The organism is Haloarcula pellucida, from assembly GCF_014647235.1.
Classification (GTDB): Archaea; Halobacteriota; Halobacteria; order Halobacteriales; family Haloarculaceae; genus Haloarcula; species Haloarcula pellucida.
In genome coordinates this window covers 92150-114812 of record NZ_BMOU01000001.1, presented here as the reverse complement: position 1 = coordinate 114812, position 22663 = coordinate 92150, and the positions used below count along the sequence as shown (strand labels likewise).

Below are 22663 nucleotides of genomic sequence, written 5' to 3'. Positions count from 1 at the left end.
ATTAACGTACAGAAGTGTACATAAGTGTTGCCGTCGTCGCCGGGTGCCAATCTTGAAGACCCGACCGGCCCTCGACTCGGCCATGGAGACTCCGACGAGTGATGCAGGTATCTACGCCCGAGAATCTGCATATCTCGACCGGTTCGTCCAGTTCGGCGAGGCGGGCGAACGAGTCATCTCGCTCTCGTTTCCGAAGACGCCCGAAGCGGACAGTCAGGACGACCACCCGCTGTTGGACCGCATCGAGGACTACCTCAACGGCGCCGAGGACGACTTCGCGGACGTGACCGTCGGCCTGACGGTCCCGACCGACCAGCGAACGGTGCTCGAAGCCGTACGTGAGATTCCCTACGGCGAGGACGCCACCGTCGAGCAGATCGCCCGGATGACGCCCGGCCTGAGCGCCAGCGAGCAGGAGGACCTGACACAAGTTCGGGAGGCGCTGGCGGCGAATCCCGTTCCCCTCTTGATTCCCGACCACCGCGTGCGTGACGGCCCCAGCGCCGCCCCGCCGCCGGTCGAGCAGAAGTTGCGGGCCGTCGAGGGGCGCTGACGCCGCGAATCGAAGTACTGTAGTCCGGCCCACGAGCAGCGTCGCCCGATGGCCGGTATCACGACCGTCCTTTTCGACCTCGACGAGACGCTGTGTGACCAGCGCCGCCATGGCCGGGCCGTTCTCTCCGAGGCCTTCTCGTGGTGCGGACTCGACCCGTTCTTCACCTGGGACGAGTACGTCTCAGCAGTCCACACTGTCGGCGGGACTGAGAGCGATGTCCGCCGGCGAGAGCAGTGTTTCGAGCGCCTGGCCGAAGCGGACGGCCGCGACCGGGCCGTGGGTCGCCGGCTGGCGTACGTCTACGAGGGGCTCCGGGATTACAGCGACGTGGCGTACATCAACGGCGCGGAAGACGCGCTTGACTCGCTCGCCGACGAGTACCGTCTGGGACTCGTGACCAACGGCGGACCGGACACGCAGTCGCCGAAGATAGACGCACTGGGCCTCCGAACGCTGATGGAGACGGTCGTGCTGGCGGGGTGGGAGACGCCGGCCAAGCCCGACCCGGAGCCGCTCGACGTCGCGATGGCCGACCTCGGAGTCGGCCCCGACGAGACCGTCTACGTCGGAAACTCGGCGCGAAGCGACGTCGCGGCGGCCGAGGCCGCCGGCGTGACGAGCGTGTTGGTGCCCGACGGAGCGCGGCCGGAGGAGTCCGCCGCCGACCACGTTCTCGATTCGATTACGGCGCTGCGGTCGGCGCCGTGGCGGGCCTGACGGTCACTCAGGAAACCGACAGCCGGTCGACGCCCAGCCCCTCGTGGACGACCAGTTCCAGCGCGTTCACGAGGTAGTGGGCGACGACGACCGCGAGCAGGCTGTCCGTGAGGACGAACAGCACCGCCAGCGCCGAGCCGAGGGCGCCCGTGACGACGATGCCCGCGCGTCCCTGTGCGCCGTGGCCGAGGGCGAACGCCACCGACGAGACGAGAACCATGGCCCACGCGGGCGCGCCCAGACCGGCGACGGGGACGCCGATGGCCGCCGCGCGGAAGAGGAGTTCCTCCACGACGGCTATCGTCGGTAAGATCAGTCCGAGCAGGACCACCCACCCGCCGAGCGAATCGGGCGCGAGCAGTTCCCGGAGCGACTCGTCGAAGGCGATACCGAACCCGTCGGCTATCACCGCCGCGAGTTCGTTGCCGACCCAGAACCCGACGCCGGCGGCGACGCCGAGGCCGAGCGCCGGCAGCCCCGTCGAAAGTGCGGCGTCCGTGACGCCGAACGCCGAGAGCGGGATTTGGAAGTAGAACGCCCCGCCCACGAGGAGCGCGCCGAACAGCCCCTGTGTGAGCGCGACGTTGGCAAGCAACGCGCCGGCCGAGACCTCGTCGGGTGAGAGTTGCGTTTCGAGATGCGCGCGTCGGCGTGCGACCTCCGGCGTCTCGAAGCGCGGAATCGTCGGGTCCCGCGGCCCGTCCGACTCGGTGCCGCCGAAGCCGTCGATGCGGGCGGTTGCGCCGTCGTTACCGGGGAGCGCGCGCTGTGAGAGTCGTGCGAGCGCGAGCAGCGCGGTTAAAAGGAGTCCCGTCAGGCCGACGAAGGCGGCCCACTGGGGCATCTACTGCGGGCTGGGACTGCCGCTACCCTGTCGCCCGACGTCGTGTTCGAGCGCCTTGCCCGTGATAGACTTGAGGCGGTCGACCAGCGAGTCCTTCTCGGGTTCGCCGGCGAGGGCGACCTCCAGCACTTCGGAGATGTGCGAGACCGGAACGATCTCGACCATGTCCTCGTACTCCTCTTCGATCATCACGTCCTGCGTGTTGGCCTCGGGGATGATGATCGTCTCCAGACCGGCCTTCGCGGCGGCCTCTATCTTGTGCGTGACGCCGCCGACCGGGAGGACGTCACCGCGTACGGAGAGAGACCCCGTCATGGCGATGTCCTGCTCGACCGGGACGTCCTCTAGCGCGGAGATGACCGCGGTGGCGACGGTGATGGAGGCGGAGTCGCCGTCGACGCCGCCCTCACCGGCCTGCACGAACTGGATGTGGACGTCCTTCTCGGAGATGTCCTCGTCGCTGAACTTCTTGATGATGGCCGAGACGTTTTGCACTGCTTCCTCGGCCATCTCCTGCAGTTGGCCGGTCGCGATGACCTGTCCGGGGCCCTGCGAGGGCGTCACTTCTGCCATCACGGGGAGGACGATACCGCTGTCCTCGCCCATGACCGCGAGGCCGTTGACGCGGCCGACGACGTCGCCCTCGTTGACGGTGAGTTCGTAGTCCTTGCGGCGCTCGATGTAGTTGTCCGCGAGCTGTTGCTCGATGGACCGGGAGCGACGCTTGGCCTGTAAGACGTCCTCGCGCGTGGTGAAGTCCTTGTCCTCGGCGCGGGCGATGTCGCCGGCGACGCGGACGAGGCCACCGAGGTCACGGAACTTCAGGGTGAGATGGCCCTTCCGGCCCGCGCGGCGGCGGGCTTCGAGGATGATCTCTTGGACAGCCTCCTCGGTGAAGTGGGGCAGGCGGCCGTCGTTCTCGACTTCCTGTGCGACGAACCGGGTGTACTTCCGGCGCATCTCCGGGTCGTCCTCGATGGTGTCGTCCATGTACACCTCGTAGCCGTACCCCTTGATACGGGAGCGCAGCGCGGGGTGCATGTTCTCCATCGCGTCGAGGTTCCCCGCGGCGATCATGATGAAGTCACACGGGACCGGTTCGGTCTGGACCATCGCACCGGAGGAGCGCTCGGACTGGCCGGTGATGCCGAACTCGCCCTCCTGGATGGCCGTCATCAGCTTCTGCTGGCTGCGGATGTCCAGCGTGTTGATCTCGTCGACGAACAGCACGCCCTTGTTGGCCTTGTGGATGGCGCCGGGTTCGACGCGGTCGTGGCTCGGCGTCTCCATCCCGCCGGACTGGAACGGGTCGTGCCGGACGTCGCCCAGCAGCGCGCCGGCGTGGGCGCCGGTCGCGTCCTCGAACGGGGCGGTCTTCTGGCTGGCGTTGTTGACCAGCAGGTTCGGAATCATGGCGTCGCTGCCGCGGGAACCGTAGCGGAAGGCGAGATAGATGACCCCGGCCGCGAGGATGCCCAGCAACAACTGCTGGACGATGATCAGCGAGTACCCCATCACGATGGCGATGATGATCCACATCAGGAAGGTCCGCATCTGGTTGCGCTTGCGGGCCTCCTCTTTGTGGGCCTCGACTATCTGTTCACCCTTGCCGCCGGGCACGGTGCGGACTTTCGGCTCGTTGCCGTCGTCTGGATTGTGGTAGACGAGCACGTCCTGCAGTTCCTCGCGCGGGAGTAACTGGCTCATCGCCTTCGCGAGCATCGATTTGCCCGTCCCGGGCGAGCCGATCATCATCACGTGGCGGCGCTGCTTTGCCGCTTTCTTGATGACGTCGCGTGCGTGGTCCTGCCCGATGACCTGGTCTACGAGACGCTCTGGCACCTCTATCTCCGCGGTCGAGTCGATATCGAGACCGCCGAGTAGGTTCTCCTCGTCGTCCTGGAGGCCGGATTCTCCCTCCACCTCGACGTCGCTGCCGAGAGTCGTATCCGACGTTGCTCCGTCCCCGTTCGTGGGCTCGTCGACCGATGGCTCGGACGGCTGCTCGTCGGTCGTCTCGTGACCGTCGCCCGTCGTGGCCTCGTCGGCGTCCTCGCTCTCCCGGTCGGGGTCGGGAGCCGCGTCAGTGTCGGTGTTGTCGCTCATACAAACGTTGCTAACACTCGGTTGGAAGGACTGTCGACTGATATACTTTCTCCCCGCGACCGACCTTGCCACACCCCCATAACCGCCAGAAGGCGTCGGGGTAAGCGGTTCCGAACCCGTGGCCCGTGGACCGTCGTCGGGTTTATCAAACCACCCACCACACACTCGGGTATGCGAGGGTTCTACATCGGTCGCTTCCAGCCGTACCACGACGGCCACCACGCGATGGTCGGTCGCATCGCCGACGAGGTGGACGAACTCGTCTTGGGCATCGGCAGCGCCGACGACTCACACACGACCCACGACCCGTTCACGGCCGGCGAGCGCATCATGATGATAACGAAGGCGGTGAAAGACTTCGATCTCACTACCTACGTCGTCCCGTTGGAGGACATCAACCGCAACGCCGTCTGGGTGAGCCACGTCGAGAGCATGTGCCCGGACTTCGACGTGGCGTACTCGAACAACCCGCTGGTGGTTCGCCTGTTCGAGGAAAGCGGCATCGAGGTGCGCCAATCGCCCATGTTCGACCGGGACCGATTGGAGGGTTCGGAGATACGCGAGCGGATGATAGCCGACGAGTCGTGGCGGGACCGCGTCCCCGACCCCGTCGTCGACACCATCGAGGAGATAAACGGCATCAAACGGCTCCAGCACGTCTCCGATTCGGACTCGCTGGACCGCTATACGGCCGAGGACGAGGCCGTCGACGAACCGGCCATCGGCGACGAGGGATGATCACGCTCAGTTCCGACTTCGGATCGCCCTACCCGGCGGCGATGAAGGGCGTCATCTGCCGGGAGAGCGACGCCCGAATCGAAGACATCGCACACGACTTTCCCCGGCAGAACGTTCGGACGGCGGCGTTCTGGCTGACGCAGACGCTCCCGTACTTCCCGCCGGCCGTCCACTGCGTGGTCGTCGACCCCGGCGTCGGTACGGACCGGGACGCTATCGTCGTCCGCGCGGGCGGGCACGCGCTCGTGGGCCCGGACAACGGCGTCCTCCTCCCGGTGGCCCGCGAACTGGCCGACGAGGAGTTCGAGGCGTTCACGTGGGCCTACGACGACCCGCCGAGCACGACGTTCCACGGCCGTGACGTGTTCGCACCCGCGGCGGCACGGGTCCACGACGCCGGTGTCGACGCGCTCGAAACGCTCGAGGAGACCACGCCGACGAACGAGTACGTGGACCTGCAGTTCCCCGACCCTGCCGTCTCGGACGGCGGCGCGACGGGCGAGGTGCTGGTCGTCGACGACTTCGGGAACGCCATCACGAACGTCCCGGGCGCGGTCCTCGAAGCACAGTTCGGCGGGACCGTCACCGTCGACGGCGCGTCCGTCCCGGTAAGGCGATCCTACGCCGCCGTCGAGGCCGGTACTCGTCTCGTCACGGTCGGAAGCCACGGAAACGTCGAACTCGCGGTCAACCGTGGCCGGGGCGACGACGGCTTCGGTGTGGGGGTCGGCGAGAGCGTCGAACTCGGCTGGTGAGGCGAACTCGTTCGGTCTGTCATGGTTTAGGCTAGCCGAAAAACCGACGGGTTCAAGTGTTTTAGGCCGGCCTAATCAGTCGTATGCCGGAACGACGAGACCTGTTGAAGACTGTAGGGGTGGCCGCGAGCGGTCTGCTCGCCGGGTGTCCCGGAACGAACTCGACGCCGAAACAGCGATCGACGGACGACAAGGAGAGTGGGGGCGGTCAGCAGGCCGCCGTCGGTCCGACGACCGCCGTCGCGGCGGAGTGGAACGTCTACCGGTCGCGCCTGTTCGACGCCGTGGCGCTCGGCCGCGCCGGTTTCCCCGGTGCCGGCGCCAGCGTCGCACAGTCGGTGTTCGCCCGGTTCGAGGGGGCCAACGGCGAGTACGGCGCGCACGAACGTCTCGAATCGACGTCCGAATCGGCCTACGGCGGCTTCGAGGACCGACTCGGCGCTGTCCAGTCGGCGCTCGCCGAGGGCGACGTCGAGGGCGCGACCGACGCCGCAAGCGACGCCGCCGACAGCCTCCAGACGGCCCAGCAGGCCACGGCCGGTCAGGGGGGCGCTCGCGCACTCGACATCCTGTGGCTCGGGTCGCGCGCGGCGAACGCCGAACTCGCTGCCCGCGTCGGCGCCTTCGGGGCGGCCAGCAGTATCGCCGAGTCGACGATGATCGCCTTCGAGGACGGACTGGTCTACGGGGCACTCGAATCGAGCGACAGCGAGGCCTACGAGGCCTTCGAGGGCGCACTCGACGGCATCGGTGCGGCCGCAGGTAGCGAGGACGCCGGTGGAGTCACGGAGCAGGCCCGCGCTGCGCTCGACGCCGCGGTACAGGGCGCGTACTCGCTCGCGCCCGACGAGCGAATCGCCCACGCCGGGCATCTCGCGGCGATGCAAGCCCGCGGCTGGGACGCGGCGGCGCTTACGGCCGCCGGCGGGCCGGGCACGGACTACGCCCACGCGGCGACGCTCAACACCTACCGCACCCGCGTGTACGACGCGGCGTGGCTGGCCCGCCGCGGCGAGACGGACACTGCCGCGACGATGGCCGAAGACGTCTTCGCACACTTCGAGGGCGCGGCCGCCCACGACGCCTTCGAGGCGGCCGACGGCGAGGCCTACGAAGGGTTCGAGTCGGGGCTCTCCGACCTCACTACGGCCATCGAGAACGGGGACTCGGAGGGCATCGAGCGCGCCGTCGAGACGGTGGACTCGAACCTCGTGACCGGCGTCGAGGCGCTCGCCGGCGAGTCCGCCCCCGTGCTCCAGTCGGGCTTCTTCAAGGCCCGCTTCGCGGACGCGCGCGAACTGTACCGACAGGACGAGAACGCGCAGGCCGCGGCCGTCGCCGAGGCCCTGTTCGCCCGGTTCGAGAACGACGAACTCGGCCTCCACGAGACGCTCGAAGGCGCGAGCGAAGACCTCTATCACGCCTTCGAGGAGGAGCATCTCGCCGGCCTCCAGACCGCCTACGAGGAAGGGGACGACGACGCCGTCGCGACCCACCACGAGGGCGTCCGCTCGGCGCTCCTGTCCTTCGAGGAGACCACCAGTCCCGCGCTCGCGAGCGGGTCCGGCGCGACGTACATGCAGGCGCTCGCATTCGACGCCGCCGCCGTCGATGCGCTCGGGGCCGACAGTCGGGCCGCCGACCTCGGCCGGCAGGCACTCTCCTTCTTCGAATCGGGCGCCGCCGGCTACCACGAAGCCCTCGAAGACGCCGACGAGGCGCTGTACGGCCGCTTCGAGGACGAGGCGCTGGCCGGCGTCGTCTCCGCCGCGGAGAACGACGGCGACGTGTACGCGGCCGCGAAGACGTTCTACGCGGCCGCGCTGGACTCCGTCTCGACAATCGTCGCCGCCAGCGGCGGGAGCGACACCGGCGCACCGGCCGTGGCGAGCGACGTGTTCGCCACGTTCGAGGAAGCGGCGGTCCACGACGCACTGGAGAGCGCTGACGCAGCGGCGTACGAGAACTTCGAGAGCGCGCTGAACAGCTACATCGAGGGACTGGAGGCCGGCGAGGCGAACCCCGCGGCGTTCGCAGCCGCGACGCGGACCGCGCAGTTCGCCGTCGTCGGCGCGAGCGACGCCGCATCCAGCGGTGCCGCTGGCGGCACGAGCGAGGGTAAACCCGAGACCGAGACGTCGCTCTCCGGCGGCCCGAACGTGGTCGAGGGCGTCCCCGAGGACGCCGACCACGTGGTCGACATGACGGCCGTCGCCTACGACCCCGAGAACCTGACCGTCAGCGTCGGCGACAAAGTGGCGTGGACGCACGTCGGCGGGGAGCCCCACTCCGTCACGGCCTACGAGGAGGAACTGCCCGACGGTGCGATCTACTGGGCCTCCGGCGGCTTCGAGAGCGAGTCGGCCGCCCGCGAGGGCTGGGAGAACGGCGAGGGGGCCGTCCAGTCCGGCCAGAGCTACGTCCACACCTTCGAGACGGTCGGCGAACACGGCTACGTCTGCATCCCCCACGAGGCCGCCGGGATGGAGGGGACCGTCGTCGTCGAGGAGTGAGCGACCGCGTGTCGGTGTGCCGGCCGACCGATACGTTTTAGTGTTTTAGGCCCACCTAAACAAACACATGGTGAACCTGCCGGCACGGTGGCAGTCGAACAGGCGCCGCCCGAGCGACGAGAGGGTCGCCACCTGCCAGCCGACGGTCCCAGACCGAGCGATGGGAGGTGTTCGCTGAACTCATCGGAGTACCCCGTTCCGATCCTCGCGGCGACGGCTACCGTGGGCACGGTTCGTCGGTCCGACCGGACCGGCGGCGTCGCCGCACCACGAGTTCCGACTCGTGTCTGTCCCATTTTCATTCGCTGTCCCAGCGATTTCGGGCGTCGACTCGACGCCCAGTACTCGTTCCACGACTTCCTCGACGGTCAGTTCTTCGAGCAACACGTGCCTGCAAAAAATCGGCCGGTCTGTCGTCACGAACGACCGCGTTACGGCCGTCGGGTCGACTCGAAGTCTCGTCGACGTAGGCCCTCGGGCCAGAACCCTCGGGTGTCTAACTCGCGGCGATGCCGCTCGTGATCGAGGTCGCGAGCGACCTCGCTAGCTCGACGAGATGACGTCGTCGATGCGGACGATCATCGTCGACGCCTCGGTCGCGGAGTCGATGGCCTCGCGCTTGACCGCGGCGGGGTCTAAGATGCCGTACTCGACGGGGTCGCCGATGACGCCCGTCTGGCCCTCGCTGATGACGCCGGCGATGCCCTCGCTCTCGTGTTCCGAGCGGAGGTCGACGAGCGCGTCGATGGCGTCGAGACCCGTGTTCTCCGCGAGCGTGCGGGGGAGGACGTCGACGGCGTCGGCGAACGCTTCGACGGCGAGCTGTTTGCGGCCCTCGATGGACGCCGCCGTCGAACGGATGTGGTCCGCGATGGCGATTTCCGTGGCGCCGGCGCCGGGGACGACGCCACCGGCGTCGAGCGCGGCGACGACGACGTCGAGCGCGTCGTTGAGCGCGCGCTCGATCTCGTCGACGACGTGGTCGGTCGAACCGCGGGCGAAGACGGTCACCGACTCGGCGGCCGCCCCGCCCTGGATGAAGGTGACTTCCTCGTCACCGTGCTTCTGGACGCTGATGCTGTCGGCGTGGCCCAGTGCGTCCTCGTCGAGTGCGTCGACGGAGCCGAGTCGCTTCGCACCGGTCGTCTCGACGACGTCCTTCGCGGTCGAGGAGCTGACGCTCTCGACGGCGAGGACGCCGGCCTTCGCGAGCTGGGAGGCGACGCGGTCCGCGACGTCGTCCGTGACGAAGACGACGTCGGCACCGGAGTCGACGACGGCCTGCGCGTAGCCGCGGAGTTCCTCCTCCTCGGCGTCGAGCGCGGCGTTGAGCTGGTCGACGTTGGTGACGTTGTACTCGGCGTCGACGTTGCTCTCGCGGACGTCGAGTTCGGCGTCGATGACGGCGACGCTCGCGTCTTCGACCGAGGTGGGCATGTTGTCGTGGACAGGGGTGTCGTCGATGATGACGCCCTCGACGAGCTCCGTCGCGGACGTGGCCGCGCCCGTCTGGGTGTGGACCTCGATGCTGTCGCGGACGACGCCGTTGTCGGTCTTGGCGTGGCGGACGGCCTCGACGACGACCTCGGCGAGGCGGTGGGCGTCGACGTCGCCGGTGCCCTTCCCGGTCATCGAGGACTCGGCGACTTCGACGAGCGTGTCGTCGTCGAGGTCGACGTCGAGCACTTCCTCGTCGATGGCTTCCTGCGCCAGCTGGGAGGCCTCGTGGTACCCCTCGACGATGGTCGTCGGGTGGACGTCGTCGTCGAGCAGGTCCTCGGCCTTCGCGAGCAGTTCGCCGGCCAGTACGGACGCCGTCGTCGTGCCGTCGCCGACCTCGTCCTCTTGGGTCTCGGCGACTTCGACGATCATCTGTGCGGCCGGGTGCTCGATGTCCATCTCCGAGAGGATGGTGGCGCCGTCGTTCGTGATGACGACGTCGCCGCTGTCGGAGACGAGCATCTTGTCCATGCCGCGGGGGCCGAGCGTGGTACGTACCGATTCGCTGACGGCCTTTCCGGCGGAGATGTTCGACGACTGTGCGTCCTTTCCGTGTGTGCGCTGGGCGTCCTCGTCGAGAATGAAGAGGGGCTGGCCGCCCATGCGTCGCTGGCCAGATGACATAGCTGTGTAACCTCACCTAAATCATCGTAAGCGGTTCTATATAAAGCTTTTGAAGGTGCGCCCCATCGAGACCGCACGCGACCCGCAGACGAGACACCGATACACCGGTCTTCTCGGCGTCTGTTGGCCGCGAACGGCCCGATGATTTAATACGAGGTTCCGCACACAGTGGGGTAGATGCTGGAGTTGGAACACGGGTTCCGGGTGGTCGACGTCCATACGCGGGTGGAGCCGGACGAACAGCGCCGGCCCCGGCCCGGACTGGGCGACCCCGAACAGCTCGAACGAGAGATGCACCAGGCGGGGGTGGTCCGGAGCGTCGTCCACCCGGACGCCCGCGAGGAGGGGTATCTGAAAGCGAACAACGCCGTCGCTCGCATGACCGTCGAGCGACCACTGATAGCGTTCGCCAGAGTGAACGGTGCCAGAGACGCCGGGAGCGGACCCGGCTCGACCCTACGGAACCTCACCAGCAGTCGGGGAGAAGACCACACCTCCCCGGAGGACGTCGAACAGTACGCCTACGACGACCGCTTTGCCGGGTTCAAACTCCACCCGCCGAAAGACGGGCTTCCCGACGAGGACGTACTCGCGCGACTGGCCGACGTCTCCCTGCCCGTCCTCGTCCACGGGGGCGAAGCCTTCCCACCGAGCGCCGTGGCGAGCGAGTTACTCGAGTACGATTTCCCGGTCATCCTGTCACACTTCGGTGCCCACCCGCTCCGACGAGACCTGATGGACGAAACCATCGACCTGCTTAGTCGATACGACGACCTCTATCTGGACACGAGCGTCGTCCGCTACCGGGACCCGCTCGAACGAGCCATCATGGAACACCCCGACCGAGTCCTGTTCGGGAGCGGCGCACCGAACGCGCACCCGAACGTCGCGGTGATGGAGATACTCACACTCGACGTGCCCGAGGACGCGATGAAGAAGGTGTTCTCGAACAACCCGGGTCGCGTCGTCGAGGAACTCGCGCCCTGATCACCGCCGGTCGTAGACCGTGACCGCTCGGTCCGCACGGATGGACCGTCCGTTGGGGTTTCTGGCGTCGCTCCGGTCCCGGTACCGCGCGACCAGTCCGTCTTTGCTCCCCAATCCGAGCCCTCGAAGTACGTCTCGGCCGGTGCCGAGCCACTTCGACGGGGGCGTCTCGCCGCGAGCGACGTCTTTCAGCGCCTCGGCGGCGTCGATGCCGGCGTGACTGAGCATCCGGCGTGCGACCGTCGGGCGGACCCCGTAGTTCTTCAGCAGGCGGTAGGCCAGCGAGCGGTACTTCCAGTTCCAGTCCGTCTCGCGGATGCCGCCGTCGGCCTCGAACTCACGGCTGACGCACATCTCGGCGTCCCAGCCGACGGTGTAGCCACGCGCGGCCAACCTGTGGGCCACGTCGCGTGACCCGCCGATCTGCAGGTACTCGTCGAACCCGTCGAGCGCGTCGATGGCCGTCCGGCGGAACGCGACGTTACCGGGATTGAAGTACGTCACGTCCCGGCCGGCGATGGTCCGCGTCTCCTTCGACTCGGTCGTCATCCCCGCGACGAGTTGCTCGTGGGTCGGGCCGGTGACCGCCACGCTCGAGTCGACACCCGACCGAACCGCCTCGGCCCACCCCGATTCGACGGAGAGTCCCTGACTCACGATGGCGACAGCGTCGCCCGTCGCCCGGTCCAGTCCCGCGTTCCGCGCGACGTTGACCGAGCGGTCGGCCACCTCGACCAACACGTCGACGTCGTCCCTGTCACGGACCATCCCCGTCGTCCCGTCGGCGGACGGGCCGTTGACCACGATGGTTTCGGCGTCGGGCACCTCCTCGGCGAGTGCGTCCAGACTCCCGGCCAACTCCTCGCGGCCGTTCAGCGTCGGGACCACCACCGATAGCTCCATACGTCTCGATACCGCTCTGGAAGCGCTTAAAAGTCGCGGGCCGGAGCGCCCGTCTCGCGTAAAATACGGTGTCGAACGGCTGTTCGTGGGTAACTGCGTCGTACTCGACAGGTCAGAACCGCGTGCAGCCCTGAGAGTGCAAGCCGTGAGCGCGATTAGACGTGGGTGTTCCAGTAGGACACCGAGGCCAGCTTGTCGCCGAGTGGCGTCCCACCGATGGCAGTGTCGATAGAGCGGAACGAGGCGGCCAGTTCGTTCGGTATCTTGCGGTAGAACCCGTAGGGAAGCACCCAGTCGTGAGACTCCTCGGTGAGTTCCAGTCCCGCGCCGTCCAGCAAGCGGTCTATCTCCCACCGGGAGTAGAGCCGCGACCCCATCGGGAGCGCCCAGTTGTACAGCGACCGCGTCGAGAAGCGGTTGAACGTGTCGAAAAACACCTGTTCTTTGGCGACCCGGCGCATCTCGGCCAGAAACGCCGCAGGCGTATCCGCGAGGTGGAAAAAGCGCATCGCCAGCACCGTATCGAAGTAGTCGTCGGGGTACGGAAGGCGGGCGGCGTCGCCGCGCATGAACTCGACGTGGTCGGCGACGTCGGCGGCCCTTGCTTTCTGGCGGCCCTGCTGAAGCATCGGCCCGGAGATGTCGAGGCCGGTGATGTCGGCCCCGCGTTCGGCCAACATCACGGTAAATCGGCCGGTGCCACAGGCGACTTCGAGAACCTTCTTGTCGTCGACGGGACCGATGGCGTCGAGCACCGCCCGTTTCTCTCGGCGGTCGATGAGACGGCCACCACGAGAGAACCGTTTGGCCTCGTACTCTTCGGCCACGGTGTCGGCCTGGTACCACTCCTGCCCTTTCACGCTACAATCGTCGCCGCCGGGGGGATAAAACGATACTGGAATCGGAGTTCAGTGTGGCCGTCACCGCCCGCGAGGTGGCAGTCACGGGCACCGAACTGTGTGCTCAGCCATCACTGCATCGACAGGACGGACCGGAGGACGGCGCGTCTGTATAAGGCCCCATTATACACATTTCACAATCCGTATTGTTTGGTCATACATATAGCCAAGTTTTACCAGTGTAGTTGGACCAGCGTTCAGTATGAGCACGACTACCACCGAAGACGTAACTGCCTCCCCGTTCAGCGAAGACGAGTTCCGCGAGCGCCTGCGCGAACTCCCACCCAGCGCGAAACTCGTCGCGAAAGTACTCGAAGACGACGCACCGCTCTCGCAGGGCCAACTCGCGGAGTCGTCGCTCCTGCCAGACCGGACAGTCCGATACGCCCTGAACCGGCTAGAAGAGTCCGAACTCGTCGGTTCTCGATACAGCTTCACCGACGCCCGAAAGCAGGTCTACTTCCTCACCGCGTAACCGCCGACCCGCCGGAGTTTTCCTCGCGCGCGGTCACGCACTACCAGATGACGTGGACACGGCTCGACGTTCCAGTAGCGACGCGCGCCCCGACAGGCCAGACGGCCGCGTACCTCGGTGCCGGGCCGGACGCGCTGCTCGTCGACCCCGCCGGCCGGACCGATGCACTGAGCGACGCCGTCAGCGACGCCTCGGTCGGCCACGTCGCGGTCACGCACCACCACCCCGACCACGTGGGCGGGGTCGCCCACTATGCCCGCGAGACGGGGGCGACCGTCTGGGCGCGTCGCGGGCGCAAAGCGGCGTTCGAGGCTGCGACCGGTGTCGCTCCGGACCGAACCTTCGTCGAAGGGACGACGATACCGGCCGGCGACGGCGTCGACGTCGTGGACCTGCCGGGCCACGCGCCGGAACACGTCGGGTTCGCTACCCGACCGGGCGTCGTCAGTGGCGACGTCGCCGTCGCCGAGAGGAGCGTCGTCGTCGGCGCGCCCGAAGGGGACGTTCGGGCGTATCTGACCTCGCTCCGCCGCCTCCACGCCCGGAATCCGGCCCGGTTGTTCCCCGGGCACGGACCCACCATCGCGGACCCGCGACGGGCCTGCGCGCGACTGCTCCGCCACCGTCTGGACCGCGAGCGTCGCGTCCGGGCGGCCGTCGAGGCCGGTGTGACGACTGTAGGCGACGTGCTCGACCGCGCCTACGAGAAGGACCTGACCGGCGTCCGTGACCTCGCTCGGGCCACCGTCGTCGCCCATCTGGAGAAGTTGGCCGTCGAAGGGACGGTACGCTGGGACGGCCAGCGGGCACGGCCGGCCGACTGACGCCTTTTTGGGCGTCGACACCAACGGGGAACCATGGAGTCTCTCGAATCCGAACTCGAACGCGCCCGTGACCTCGACGTCGCGGCGCTCGCCGACGCCATCGAGACTATCGGGTTCGAGTGTACGCGCTGTGGGGCCTGCTGTAAGGCCGGCGAGACGGCCTGTGGCGACGGCGACAGCGACACGGCCGGGGAACCCGGACCACACACGGCGACCGTGTTCCCCGACGAGATACGACAGTTGCAGTCGACGGGGGACTACGACTTCCGGGATATCGCCCGGCCGATGCCCTACGGCATCGAGGAGTCACCCGACGGGCCGCAAGGCGAGACGTTCGAGTGGGCGCTCCAGACCGACGACTGCGGCGACTGTACGTTCTACGCCGAGGACGACGACGGCGTGGGCGCGTGCACGGTCCACGAGGACCGACCGCTCATCTGCCGGACCTATCCGTTTAGCGTCGCGCTGGGTGGGACGAGCCAGCCGATGGGCGAGGCCGTCGACAGCGTCGCGCTGGAAGGCCAACGGGAAGCCGGTGACACCGACGACGAAGGTGGGATGGTTCGAGCGCACGAGTGTGAGGGGTTGGGGCGTGACATCTCGCGGGCGGACGCGGAGGAACTGGCCGCTGCGCTGAAAGAGCGGGCCATCAGAGAACTCGAAGAAGCCGTCGGCGTCCGCGACAACTACGAACCCACGGACGTGGACGGCGTTGTAGTCCACGACTCGGAAGGGCAGAAACGGCCCGACGGGACGCCGCTCGAGGACGCCTGAGGCCCCACGACACCCGAAAGAGAGAGAGAGAGACGACGCAGTCGCTGTGGGTCGGCGGTCGCGGAAGGGAGCCGTGACCTACACGTCCTCGTCGAGAATCTCGCCGACTGCGAAGTTCGATTTGACCTCGGTCACCTCTATCTTTACGCGCTCGCCGATGTCGGCGCCCGGGACGATGATGACGTAGCCGCGTTCGACGCGAGCGATGCCGTCGCCCTGCTTGCCGATGTCCTCGATTTCGACGTAGCGGGTCTCGCCCGGTTCGACCGGCGGCTGTGGCTGGTCCGGCGGCGTCTCCGTCTCGGTACTCTCGGCAGTCTCGTCGCTCTCGGCGTCCGCGGAGATAAGTGCGACTCGATACGTGCCACCGGCGTCGACGGCCCCCGTCTCGACTTCGCGGCGTGGCACTTCGACGACGTACCGGTCGCCGTCGTCGCTGACCTCAGCACTGAACAGACACAGGAGTTCGTCGGAGATTTCCAATGTAATAGACCTCCGTTCGGCATACTGACCGCCCACTATTAAAGAACTGCCGGACAGACTGAGATGCGTGGCTCGGTGCGTGTGTTTCCCCGACGTACCAACCGGGACGGTATCGACACTACAGCCGTCACCGTCGGCCGGACCTTAGCGCAAAAACCGCAAGACGGCGAGGCGTTAACCGACTGTACCAAACCCACTAAGGGTGCACCTACCGAACGAACGAGTGTAGCAATGAGCGCGACTGCACAGGCGGCCGACACCCCGCTCTCGGAGAAACAGCGACGTATCCTGGAGTACCTCCAATCGAACGCCGACGAACAGACGTACTTCAAGTCCCGCCTCATCGGTGACGAACTGGAACTCTCGGCGAAGGAAGTCGGGACGAACATGACGGCGATCGCCAGCGGCGACTACGACATCGACGTCGAGAAGTGGGGGTACTCCTCCTCGACGACGTGGATGGTCGAGGCCTGATTCCTGCCGGTTGCACCACCGTTTCTCGCCTCGCGTTCTCGGACTCGCGAGCGACCGCTACGGGTCGTAGCGGAACAGCGAGTCGGCCTCACTCGCCAGTTCGGCCGCGTCGCCGCCAAAGGAGTCCGCGTACCGAACGAGCAGTGTCAGAATCGTCTCCGGTTCGGTGATGGCGTACCCGTCCTCGCGTGAGAGGAGGCCCGCCGATTCGAGGTCGGCAGCGTAGTTGCTGATGGTCGGACGGGAGACGTCCAGCGCCGACGCCAGTTCGGAGGCGGTCACCGTCGGGTCCCGGAGCATGGTGACGAGCATCCCGCGGGGCGTCGCCCGCCGAAGGTAGCCCAGCGTCGTCTGCTCGAACTCGGTGAACTGGTCCGCCGGGAAGTACCGGCGGTAGTCGCCGTCCTTCTGCGAGGCGACGACGCCGTCGTTTTCGAGGCGGTGGAGGTGGTGTTGGGCCTCGCCCGTCCCCAGTTGCAGGTCGTCGCGAAGTTTCGAGAAGTGAGTGCCGGGGTGGGCGGAGACGTAGCCAGCGATGGCATCCGGCGCGTCGCTATCGCTCCCGTCGTCGGTAAAGCGGACGAAGGGGCTGGCGGCACCGAGGGCGGCGAAACGGCGGAGCGTCGCACGCTTGTCCTCGTCGACGCCGCCGTCCCGTGTCATAGTGGAGCAGAAGTGATTCTGCTACAAAACGTCTTCGGCTACGCTTATTCGTCGTCGCCCGTGGTGTCGTCGGGGCCACCGGCGATGTCCGTCTTCTCGCCGTCGATCTCCGCGTCCATCTGCTCGATCATCTCGTCGGCGCTGTCGAGGCCCGAATCCTCGCCGTGTTTTATCTTCTGGGCTTCCTGCTCCATGGCCTCGACGTCGACTTCGGCCTCCTCGTCTATCTGGCCGAGAATCTCCTCGATGTCGTCGAGTCCCAACATCTCGCGGGTCTCCTCGTCGAAGTCCAGCGCGTCGAGGACGTGGCCGTCCGCCTTGACGTCAGAGCCCGAGAGGTGCTTGCCGTAGCGGCCAACCAGCGACGTGAGTTCCTGCGGAAGCACGAACGTCGTCGACTCGGATTTGCCCATCTCGCCGAGCGTCTCCATCCCCTTGTCGATGACGGCGCGTTCGCCCATCGACTCGGCGGACTTCGCGCGCAGCACCGTCGAGATAGCGTCACCTTGCGCTTCCAGAATCTGGCTCTGTTTCTCACCTTGCGCGCGGATGATGTTGGACTGCTTGTCACCCTCCGCCGTCTCGATGGCGGAGCGGCGTTCACCCTGCGCTTCCAGAATCATAGCACGGCGTTTCCGCTCGGCGGAAGTCTGTTGCTCCATGGCCTGCTGGACGTCCTTCGAGGGGTTGACCTCGCGGACCTCCACGCTCTCGACCCGGACACCCCACTCGTCGGTGGGTTCGTCCAGTTCCTTCCGGATGCGGGCGTTGATCTCTTGGCGTTTGTTCAGCGTGTCGTCCAGTTCCATGTCGCCCAGCACGGCACGGAGCGTGGTCTGGGCGAGATTCGAGACGGCGCGCTCGTAGTTGTCGACTTCGAGGAACGCCTTCTTCGGGTCCATCACCTTGATGTAGACGACGGCGTCGGCGGTCACCGGCGAGTTGTCACGGGTGATTGCCTCCTGTCGCGGCACGTCGAGCGTCTGGGTCCGCATGTCGAATCGGGTGACGTCCGAGACGAAGGGATAGATGAAGTGAATCCCCTGATCGAGGATGCCACGGTACGTCCCGAGGACGGTGTAAGCACCTTTCTGATACGGGCGGATGATGACGACGCTGGAGTACACCAGCGCGATGGCCAAGAGGAGGAAGATCACCGTGACGAAGCCGATGATCCCACCAATCTGTAGCGGCACTATCGCGGGGAACATAACGGTTGAGACTCCGGGACGCTGAAAGAAAAGCCTTCGGTGCGTCTGTCACATACTGACTGTTCGCACGGTCACGCCCGCTCGGATTCGGTGTCTCGCTCCGGCTCGCTCGCCCGGTCACGTTCCAGCGCTCTGTCGATGTCGTCGTCGGTCGCGTTCACCGCCTCGACGGTGATGACGTTCCCGCCGCCGGGGTCGACGACCATCACCTCGGTGCCGACTTCGATGACGCCGTCGACGCTTCGGGCCTGATAGTAGGGGTTGAAGCCGCCGTCCTCCAGTTTCACCTCGCCGGCACTCTTCGTGACTCGTTCGGTGACGGTTCCAAATTGGCCCTGCAGCGAACTCGAACTCAGGGTTTGGCCGCGGTCGCCGCCGGCGAAGTCCAGTTGCCGGTACCCCCAGAGGGTCGCCGCCGTCGTCGCGAGGACGACGACCGCGAGGATGATGGGCGCGAAGATGCCGAGACTCGCCGGGATGAACAGGCCGACGAGACCGGCAGTCAACAGCGCGATACCGAGGACGAAAAAGTGCGTCCCCGGTGCGAGCGCCTCCGCGACGACCAGTCCGGCCCCGGCGAGAAACAGCAACAGCGAGAGCGACATACTGAACAGTGGGTCGACCTGGGCGGGGGCGAGAGAGAGCGAGACCAGGGGAACTACCATACGCTATCGTAGGGCGGGCGCAGGATTAAGTGTCGGGGTCGCTCCGAGCGAAGAGCGCGTAACAGACGGCCGCACCGACCGCGACGACGGCGGTAATCGTCGCGAGCGTCGTCGGCGCGTAGACGGCCGACCCGACGACCATCTGTCCGAGGACGAGCGTCGAGAGGTACACCCCGAGTGCGACGAACAGGACGTTCTCCAGCGACGGCGATCCGGGCGTTACCTCGGCGTCCGGCGCGAGTGCGCCCGCGACGGAGCCCTCTGTCTCGCCCTCGACGTCGATGACGTCGGCCTCCGTCGCGAACTCGTACTCCTCGACGAAGCCGTCGTCCGATTCGGCGACCCGGTCGTCGTCAGACCCGTCAGCAGCCATGTGCGACGGTCTACGGACGACAGCTACAAAAAGGGACGGAGAGCGCGTTACTGAACGCGCGTGCCGAGCGGCGCGTCCTCGTGGGTGGTCAGCAGGTCGGCCTCCTCGCCCGCGGCGAGTACCATCCCGTTGGACTCGATGCCGAACAGTTCGGCCTTCTCCATGTTGGCGAGCAGGATGACCCGGGTGCCCGGTAACTCCTCGACGTCGTGGAGCTTGGCGAGGCCGGCGACGACCTGTCGAACCTCGTGGCCGATGTCGACCTCGAGTTTGAGGAGTTTGTCCGCACCGTCGACCGGTTCGGCGCTGACGATCTCGCCGACGCGCATGTCGACCCCCTCGAAGTCCTCGAAGCCGATGCGCTCTTCGACGAGCGGTTCGAGGTCGGCGGCCGCAGCCTCGTCGTCCTCGCCCGCGTCGTCCGCGTCCTCACTCTCGTCGTCCTCGCTGGCTTCCTCGATGCGGGCCTGCAGTTCGTCGTTCAACTCCTCGATGTGGTCGTCCTCGACCTGTTCAAACAGTTCGTCGGGAGCGTCGAACTCGGCCGGCGGGGCCTCCAGCGCGGTGTCGAGCGAGACGTCCGCGACGGATCCCTCCTCGCCCAACTGCCCCCAGAGGCGTTCGGCCTTGCCCGGCAGGACCGGTTGCATGACGACGGCGACGGCCTTCGTCAACTGCACGCAGTCGCGGATGACCTGCTGTGCGCGGTCGGGGTCGTCGTCCACGAGGTTCCACGGTTCGTTGCGCTGGATGTACTCGTTGCCGTAGTTCGAGAGGTCGATAGCCACGTCGGCGAGCGTCCGCACGTCGTAGTCGCGCACGGTGGCCGCGAAGTCGTCCAGCGCGTCCTCGATACGGTCGCGCACGTCGTCGCTGACGCTGACGTCGGGCGTGCCGTCGTAGTTGCGCTCGGCGAACAGCAGCGAGCGGTAGATGAAGTTGCCGACGTTGCCGACGAGTTCGCCGTTGACCCGCTCTTGGAAGCGGTCCCACGAGAAGTCCACGTCGGTCTCTAAGCCCGCGCCGGTGGCGATGTAGTACCGGAACAGGTCGGGGTGGAAGCCGGCGTCTAAGTACTCGTCGGCCCACACCGCGCGGTTCCGGGACGTCGAGAGCGCGTTGCCGTCGATGCCGACGAACCCGGTGGCGAGGATGGTTCGTGGCTCGTTGTAGCCCGCGCCCCGCAGCATGGCGGGCCAGAAGACGGCGTGGTGCTGGATGATGTCGCGCCCGATGACGTGGATTATCTCCCCGCTGTCCTCGCTCCACTCGTCGTCCCACTGGGTGCCGTGCTGGGCCTCGCCGTCGACCTTCCAGACCTGCTCCCAGTCGTACGCCTCTTTGCCGACGCGCTCGGAGTACTGCTTCGTCGAGGCGACGTACTCGATGGGGGCGTCGACCCAGACGTACAGCACGAGGTCCTCGGGGTCGTCAGCGTCTTTGGCAGGATAATCGATGCCCCAGTCCATGTCCCGCGTGATACAGAGGTCCTGCAGTTCGCCCTCGATCCACTCGCGGGGCTGGTTCTGCGCGTTGTCCGTGCCCTCGACACGGTCGAGGAAGCCCTGTAAGTACTCCTGGAAGTCCGCCAGACGGAGGAACTTGTGTTCGCGGGCGCGGTACTCGGCGGGGTTGCCGGTGATGGTGCTGACCGGGTCCTCGATTTCGCCGGGTTCGAGGTGGCGCTGACACCCCTCGTCGCACTCGTCGCCGCGGGCCTGTTCGCCGCAGTACGGACAGGTGCCCTCGACGAAGCGGTCGGGGAGCGGTTGGTCCTCCTCGGTGTCCCACGCGACCTGAATCTCCTTCTCGTGGACGTGGTCGTTGGCTATCCACGAGCGGACGAACTCCTGGGTGAGTTCGGTGTTGGTCTCGTCGTCCGTGTGGCCGTAGTTGTCGAACTCGACGTTGAACTGGGGGAACGTCTCGGCGTACGTCTCGTGATACTGCAGGGCGAACTCGCGGGGTTCGACGCCCTCCTCGGCGGCGTTGACGGCGACGGGCGTGCCGTGCATGTCCGACCCGCAGACGAAGGCGGTCTGCTGGCCGAGACGTCGCAGGGCGCGCGAGAGCGCGTCCCCGTCGACGTAGGTCCGCAGGTGACCGACGTGCAGGTCGCCGTTCGCGTACGGCAGCCCACAGGTCACCACCGCTGGCTGGTCCGTCGGGAACTCGTCGTGGCTCATACCTGTCGTGTACCGCCCGCGGGTCAAAAGGGGGTTGGTTTGGCGCGCCGGAACGGCCCGCCGAGTCAGCTAGTCACGCTGACGCCACCGAAACTCGCGAGGCCGGTGACCACGAGGTCCACCGCCTCGTGTTCCTCCGGCGACCGGGTCCGCTCGTCGGCGGCGGCCCCGAGAATCGGCAGGACGTCCATCCGGACGTTCCACTCCCGTGGGACGACGACTTCGACGCCGCCGAAGATGGCCGTGGCGTTGATTGTCGCCGTCTCGCCCTCGGGAATCGCGGCGTCGCGGAGGTCCAGTTCGGCGCCCCCGAAGATGGCCGTGAGGTCCGCGCCCCGGAACGCCTGCGAGGCCGACCGCTGTTCGCTCCCGCCAAAGACGGCGAGGCCAGTCACCGTCCCCGCCGTCGTCTCGCGCGCTCGGGTTCTGAACTGACCGAGCAAGAGAGACACGCCGAAGAGGACGACCACGAGCGGCCAGAACTGCCAAACGTCACCCCACACGAGGTAGCCGAGCGCGACCGCCTGCCACGCTCCGGCGAGGAGGACGACCACGAGAGGGCCCGTAACGTTGCGGAGTCCGCTCGTCACCAGCGCGTACAGGCCGACGAAGACGAACAGGGAGGGGACGAACCGCAGGAGGTTCACCGACGGGTAGAGGCCGGTGGTCTGGCCCAGCAGGACCGCCCCGACGAGGACGACGAGTACCCCGACGAGGGTCTGAGGGGAGGGGGTTCTGTACTCCATGCTAGAGATTCGACCCCGGAGGCGATAAAGGGAGAGTGACGGGTCGTGACACGGAACCGCGACACTCAGAGCAACGCGAGCGTCCCGCCGGCCAGCCCCAGCGTGACGAGCAGGCGGCCGGCGCTGCCGGCGAACGTCGCCGCACCGAAGCGGAGGTAATCCTCCTCTAACACGGTGAAGGCGTAGATAGAGAGCGTATCGGGGAAAAACGGCACACACAGTGCCAGCGCGAGGCCGACGTAGCCGTAGCGCTGTGCGAGTTTGATGGTGTTCTTCTCCGACCACGCGATGATGTCGAACCGCGAGCGCTGAATCCACCGGACGAGCGGCCCGTACTCCTTGGCCTCCTGTCCGATGTGGAAGGCAAAGAGGCTCCCGACGGCCTTGCCGAACGCGCTGACGACGATGATGGCCGCGAGGTTCCCCGTCGTCGAGAAGCCGAGCCGGAGCGTCTCGGCCGGGACGAGGACCACCTCGCTCGGCAGTGGGAGCACGAAGGCGATGAGGAACGAGTAGACGGCGATGATGCCGAGCCCCGTCGGGCCGGTGGCGGTGCAGACGGCCCCCTCTAGAGGAGAAAGGGCAGAGCTTGTCGAACACTCGCCGACTAACGCAATCAGCATCGGAAGCGGGACTACCGAATCCAC

At 67.0% G+C, this 22663-nt stretch carries 24 protein-coding genes; 10 read left to right on the top strand and 14 right to left on the bottom strand.

Annotated elements, in window-relative coordinates:
• Positions 1–82: 82 nt before the first annotated feature.
• Positions 83–553: a methylated-DNA--[protein]-cysteine S-methyltransferase gene (locus IEY28_RS00630; protein ID WP_166968577.1), complete on the top strand. Its 471-nt coding sequence runs from the start codon at positions 83–85 to the stop codon at positions 551–553.
• A 48-nt stretch (positions 554–601) separates the two neighbouring features.
• Positions 602–1273 (top strand): HAD family hydrolase, encoded by a 672-nt coding sequence (locus IEY28_RS00625; RefSeq protein ID WP_188993592.1) that lies wholly within the window; start codon positions 602–604, stop codon positions 1271–1273.
• 7 nt (positions 1274–1280) lie between these two features.
• Here IEY28_RS00625 and IEY28_RS00620 read toward each other — a convergent pair whose 3' ends face one another.
• Together IEY28_RS00620 and lonB are read right to left on the bottom strand one after the other, a co-directional pair.
• A complete protein-coding gene (locus tag IEY28_RS00620) occupies positions 1281–2117 on the bottom strand; it encodes a CPBP family intramembrane glutamic endopeptidase (protein ID WP_188993590.1) in 837 nt (278 codons plus the stop codon).
• Entirely contained in the window at positions 2118–4223 is a 2106-nt protein-coding gene (gene lonB / locus IEY28_RS00615; RefSeq protein WP_188993588.1) for an ATP-dependent protease LonB, read from the bottom strand.
• A gap of 171 nt (positions 4224–4394) precedes the next feature.
• Here lonB and IEY28_RS00610 point away from each other — a divergent pair, with 171 nt between their 5' ends.
• From IEY28_RS00610 to IEY28_RS00600, 3 genes are all read left to right on the top strand, one after another.
• Positions 4395–4961 (top strand): nicotinamide-nucleotide adenylyltransferase, encoded by a 567-nt coding sequence (locus IEY28_RS00610; RefSeq protein ID WP_166968569.1) that lies wholly within the window; start codon positions 4395–4397, stop codon positions 4959–4961.
• Complete coding sequence (locus tag IEY28_RS00605; protein ID WP_188993586.1) at positions 4958–5716, top strand: SAM hydrolase/SAM-dependent halogenase family protein; 759 nt, start codon at positions 4958–4960, stop codon at positions 5714–5716. The genes IEY28_RS00610 and IEY28_RS00605 overlap by 4 nt, the downstream gene beginning before the upstream one ends.
• Positions 5717–5799: 83 nt before the next feature.
• Positions 5800–8229, top strand: coding sequence for a DUF5059 domain-containing protein (locus tag IEY28_RS00600; protein WP_188993584.1), 2430 nt, complete (start codon positions 5800–5802; stop codon positions 8227–8229).
• A 180-nt stretch (positions 8230–8409) separates the two neighbouring features.
• Here the strand turns inward: IEY28_RS00600 and IEY28_RS00595 are convergent, their stop codons facing one another.
• Both IEY28_RS00595 and thsA read right to left on the bottom strand, forming a co-directional pair.
• Positions 8410–8649, bottom strand: a complete 240-nt coding sequence (locus tag IEY28_RS00595) for a hypothetical protein (protein ID WP_188993582.1) — start codon at positions 8647–8649, stop codon at positions 8410–8412.
• A 123-nt stretch (positions 8650–8772) separates the two neighbouring features.
• Positions 8773–10332 carry a thermosome subunit alpha gene (gene thsA, locus IEY28_RS00590; RefSeq protein ID WP_188995651.1) on the bottom strand — a complete coding sequence of 520 codons (1560 nt, stop codon included), beginning with the start codon at positions 10330–10332 and terminating at the stop codon, positions 8773–8775.
• Between the two features lie 198 nt (positions 10333–10530).
• On the opposite strand from thsA, the gene IEY28_RS00585 reads away from it, so the two are divergent.
• Positions 10531–11340 (top strand): amidohydrolase family protein, encoded by an 810-nt coding sequence (locus tag IEY28_RS00585; RefSeq protein WP_188993580.1) that lies wholly within the window; start codon positions 10531–10533, stop codon positions 11338–11340.
• Here the strand turns inward: IEY28_RS00585 and IEY28_RS00580 are convergent, their stop codons facing one another.
• Both IEY28_RS00580 and IEY28_RS00575 read right to left on the bottom strand, forming a co-directional pair.
• Positions 11341–12243, bottom strand: coding sequence for a glycosyltransferase family 2 protein (locus IEY28_RS00580; protein WP_188993577.1), 903 nt, complete (start codon positions 12241–12243; stop codon positions 11341–11343).
• Positions 12244–12398: 155 nt separating this feature from the next.
• A complete protein-coding gene (locus IEY28_RS00575) occupies positions 12399–13103 on the bottom strand; it encodes a class I SAM-dependent methyltransferase (protein ID WP_188993575.1) in 705 nt (234 codons plus the stop codon).
• Positions 13104–13344: 241 nt separating this feature from the next.
• Here IEY28_RS00575 and IEY28_RS00570 point away from each other — a divergent pair, with 241 nt between their 5' ends.
• The 3 genes from IEY28_RS00570 to IEY28_RS00560 are packed head-to-tail and all read left to right on the top strand — an operon-like array spanning position 13345 to position 15215.
• Entirely contained in the window at positions 13345–13617 is a 273-nt protein-coding gene (locus IEY28_RS00570) for a winged helix-turn-helix domain-containing protein (RefSeq protein WP_188993573.1), read from the top strand.
• Between the two features lie 47 nt (positions 13618–13664).
• Positions 13665–14441 carry an MBL fold metallo-hydrolase gene (locus tag IEY28_RS00565; protein WP_188993571.1) on the top strand — a complete coding sequence of 259 codons (777 nt, stop codon included), beginning with the start codon at positions 13665–13667 and terminating at the stop codon, positions 14439–14441.
• Between the two features lie 33 nt (positions 14442–14474).
• Positions 14475–15215, top strand: a complete 741-nt coding sequence (locus IEY28_RS00560; RefSeq protein ID WP_188993569.1) for a YkgJ family cysteine cluster protein — start codon at positions 14475–14477, stop codon at positions 15213–15215.
• A gap of 78 nt (positions 15216–15293) precedes the next feature.
• Here the strand turns inward: IEY28_RS00560 and IEY28_RS00555 are convergent, their stop codons facing one another.
• Positions 15294–15698 carry a TRAM domain-containing protein gene (locus tag IEY28_RS00555; RefSeq protein ID WP_166968549.1) on the bottom strand — a complete coding sequence of 135 codons (405 nt, stop codon included), beginning with the start codon at positions 15696–15698 and terminating at the stop codon, positions 15294–15296.
• Between the two features lie 231 nt (positions 15699–15929).
• Between IEY28_RS00555 and IEY28_RS00550 the strand changes: the two genes are divergently transcribed.
• Positions 15930–16172, top strand: a complete 243-nt coding sequence (locus tag IEY28_RS00550) for a DUF7123 family protein (RefSeq protein ID WP_166968547.1) — start codon at positions 15930–15932, stop codon at positions 16170–16172.
• Positions 16173–16229: 57 nt separating this feature from the next.
• On the opposite strand, the gene IEY28_RS00545 is transcribed toward IEY28_RS00550, so the two are convergent.
• From IEY28_RS00545 to IEY28_RS00515, 7 genes are all read right to left on the bottom strand, one after another.
• Positions 16230–16835, bottom strand: a complete 606-nt coding sequence (locus IEY28_RS00545; protein WP_188993566.1) for a winged helix-turn-helix transcriptional regulator — start codon at positions 16833–16835, stop codon at positions 16230–16232.
• A gap of 44 nt (positions 16836–16879) precedes the next feature.
• Positions 16880–18046: an SPFH domain-containing protein gene (locus IEY28_RS00540; RefSeq protein WP_188993564.1), complete on the bottom strand. Its 1167-nt coding sequence runs from the start codon at positions 18044–18046 to the stop codon at positions 16880–16882.
• Between the two features lie 71 nt (positions 18047–18117).
• On the bottom strand, positions 18118–18711 hold the full coding sequence (locus tag IEY28_RS00535) for an NfeD family protein (RefSeq protein WP_188993562.1): 594 nt from the start codon (positions 18709–18711) through the stop codon (positions 18118–18120).
• 25 nt (positions 18712–18736) lie between these two features.
• Positions 18737–19084 (bottom strand): DUF7312 domain-containing protein, encoded by a 348-nt coding sequence (locus IEY28_RS00530; RefSeq protein WP_188993560.1) that lies wholly within the window; start codon positions 19082–19084, stop codon positions 18737–18739.
• 47 nt (positions 19085–19131) lie between these two features.
• Positions 19132–21270, bottom strand: a complete 2139-nt coding sequence (metG, locus tag IEY28_RS00525; RefSeq protein WP_188993558.1) for a methionine--tRNA ligase — start codon at positions 21268–21270, stop codon at positions 19132–19134.
• Between the two features lie 65 nt (positions 21271–21335).
• Positions 21336–22016 (bottom strand): LiaF transmembrane domain-containing protein, encoded by a 681-nt coding sequence (locus IEY28_RS00520; protein ID WP_188993556.1) that lies wholly within the window; start codon positions 22014–22016, stop codon positions 21336–21338.
• Between the two features lie 65 nt (positions 22017–22081).
• Positions 22082–22663, bottom strand: coding sequence for a YqaA family protein (locus IEY28_RS00515; protein WP_188993554.1), 582 nt, complete (start codon positions 22661–22663; stop codon positions 22082–22084).

Excerpts from the sequence above, each read along its gene's own strand:
- IEY28_RS00520 (WP_188993556.1), bottom strand. The coding sequence starts at position 22,016 with ATGGAGTACAGAACCCCCTCCCCTCAGACCCTCGTCGGGGTACTCGTC.
- IEY28_RS00605 (WP_188993586.1), top strand. The coding sequence starts at position 4,958 with ATGATCACGCTCAGTTCCGACTTCGGATCGCCCTACCCGGCGGCGATG.
- IEY28_RS00565 (WP_188993571.1), top strand. The coding sequence starts at position 13,665 with ATGACGTGGACACGGCTCGACGTTCCAGTAGCGACGCGCGCCCCGACA.
- IEY28_RS00530 (WP_188993560.1), bottom strand. The coding sequence starts at position 19,084 with ATGGCTGCTGACGGGTCTGACGACGACCGGGTCGCCGAATCGGACGAC.
- IEY28_RS00550 (WP_166968547.1), top strand. The coding sequence starts at position 15,930 with ATGAGCGCGACTGCACAGGCGGCCGACACCCCGCTCTCGGAGAAACAG.
- IEY28_RS00570 (WP_188993573.1), top strand. The coding sequence starts at position 13,345 with ATGAGCACGACTACCACCGAAGACGTAACTGCCTCCCCGTTCAGCGAA.
- IEY28_RS00545 (WP_188993566.1), bottom strand. The coding sequence starts at position 16,835 with ATGACACGGGACGGCGGCGTCGACGAGGACAAGCGTGCGACGCTCCGC.
- IEY28_RS00540 (WP_188993564.1), bottom strand. The coding sequence starts at position 18,046 with ATGTTCCCCGCGATAGTGCCGCTACAGATTGGTGGGATCATCGGCTTC.
- IEY28_RS00630 (WP_166968577.1), top strand. The coding sequence starts at position 83 with ATGGAGACTCCGACGAGTGATGCAGGTATCTACGCCCGAGAATCTGCA.
- thsA (WP_188995651.1), bottom strand. The coding sequence starts at position 10,332 with ATGGGCGGCCAGCCCCTCTTCATTCTCGACGAGGACGCCCAGCGCACA.
- IEY28_RS00600 (WP_188993584.1), top strand. The coding sequence starts at position 5,800 with ATGCCGGAACGACGAGACCTGTTGAAGACTGTAGGGGTGGCCGCGAGC.
- lonB (WP_188993588.1), bottom strand. The coding sequence starts at position 4,223 with ATGAGCGACAACACCGACACTGACGCGGCTCCCGACCCCGACCGGGAG.
- metG (WP_188993558.1), bottom strand. The coding sequence starts at position 21,270 with ATGAGCCACGACGAGTTCCCGACGGACCAGCCAGCGGTGGTGACCTGT.
- IEY28_RS00580 (WP_188993577.1), bottom strand. The coding sequence starts at position 12,243 with ATGGAGCTATCGGTGGTGGTCCCGACGCTGAACGGCCGCGAGGAGTTG.
- IEY28_RS00535 (WP_188993562.1), bottom strand. The coding sequence starts at position 18,711 with ATGGTAGTTCCCCTGGTCTCGCTCTCTCTCGCCCCCGCCCAGGTCGAC.
- IEY28_RS00620 (WP_188993590.1), bottom strand. The coding sequence starts at position 2,117 with ATGCCCCAGTGGGCCGCCTTCGTCGGCCTGACGGGACTCCTTTTAACC.
- IEY28_RS00610 (WP_166968569.1), top strand. The coding sequence starts at position 4,395 with ATGCGAGGGTTCTACATCGGTCGCTTCCAGCCGTACCACGACGGCCAC.
- IEY28_RS00585 (WP_188993580.1), top strand. The coding sequence starts at position 10,531 with ATGCTGGAGTTGGAACACGGGTTCCGGGTGGTCGACGTCCATACGCGG.
- IEY28_RS00560 (WP_188993569.1), top strand. The coding sequence starts at position 14,475 with ATGGAGTCTCTCGAATCCGAACTCGAACGCGCCCGTGACCTCGACGTC.
- IEY28_RS00625 (WP_188993592.1), top strand. The coding sequence starts at position 602 with ATGGCCGGTATCACGACCGTCCTTTTCGACCTCGACGAGACGCTGTGT.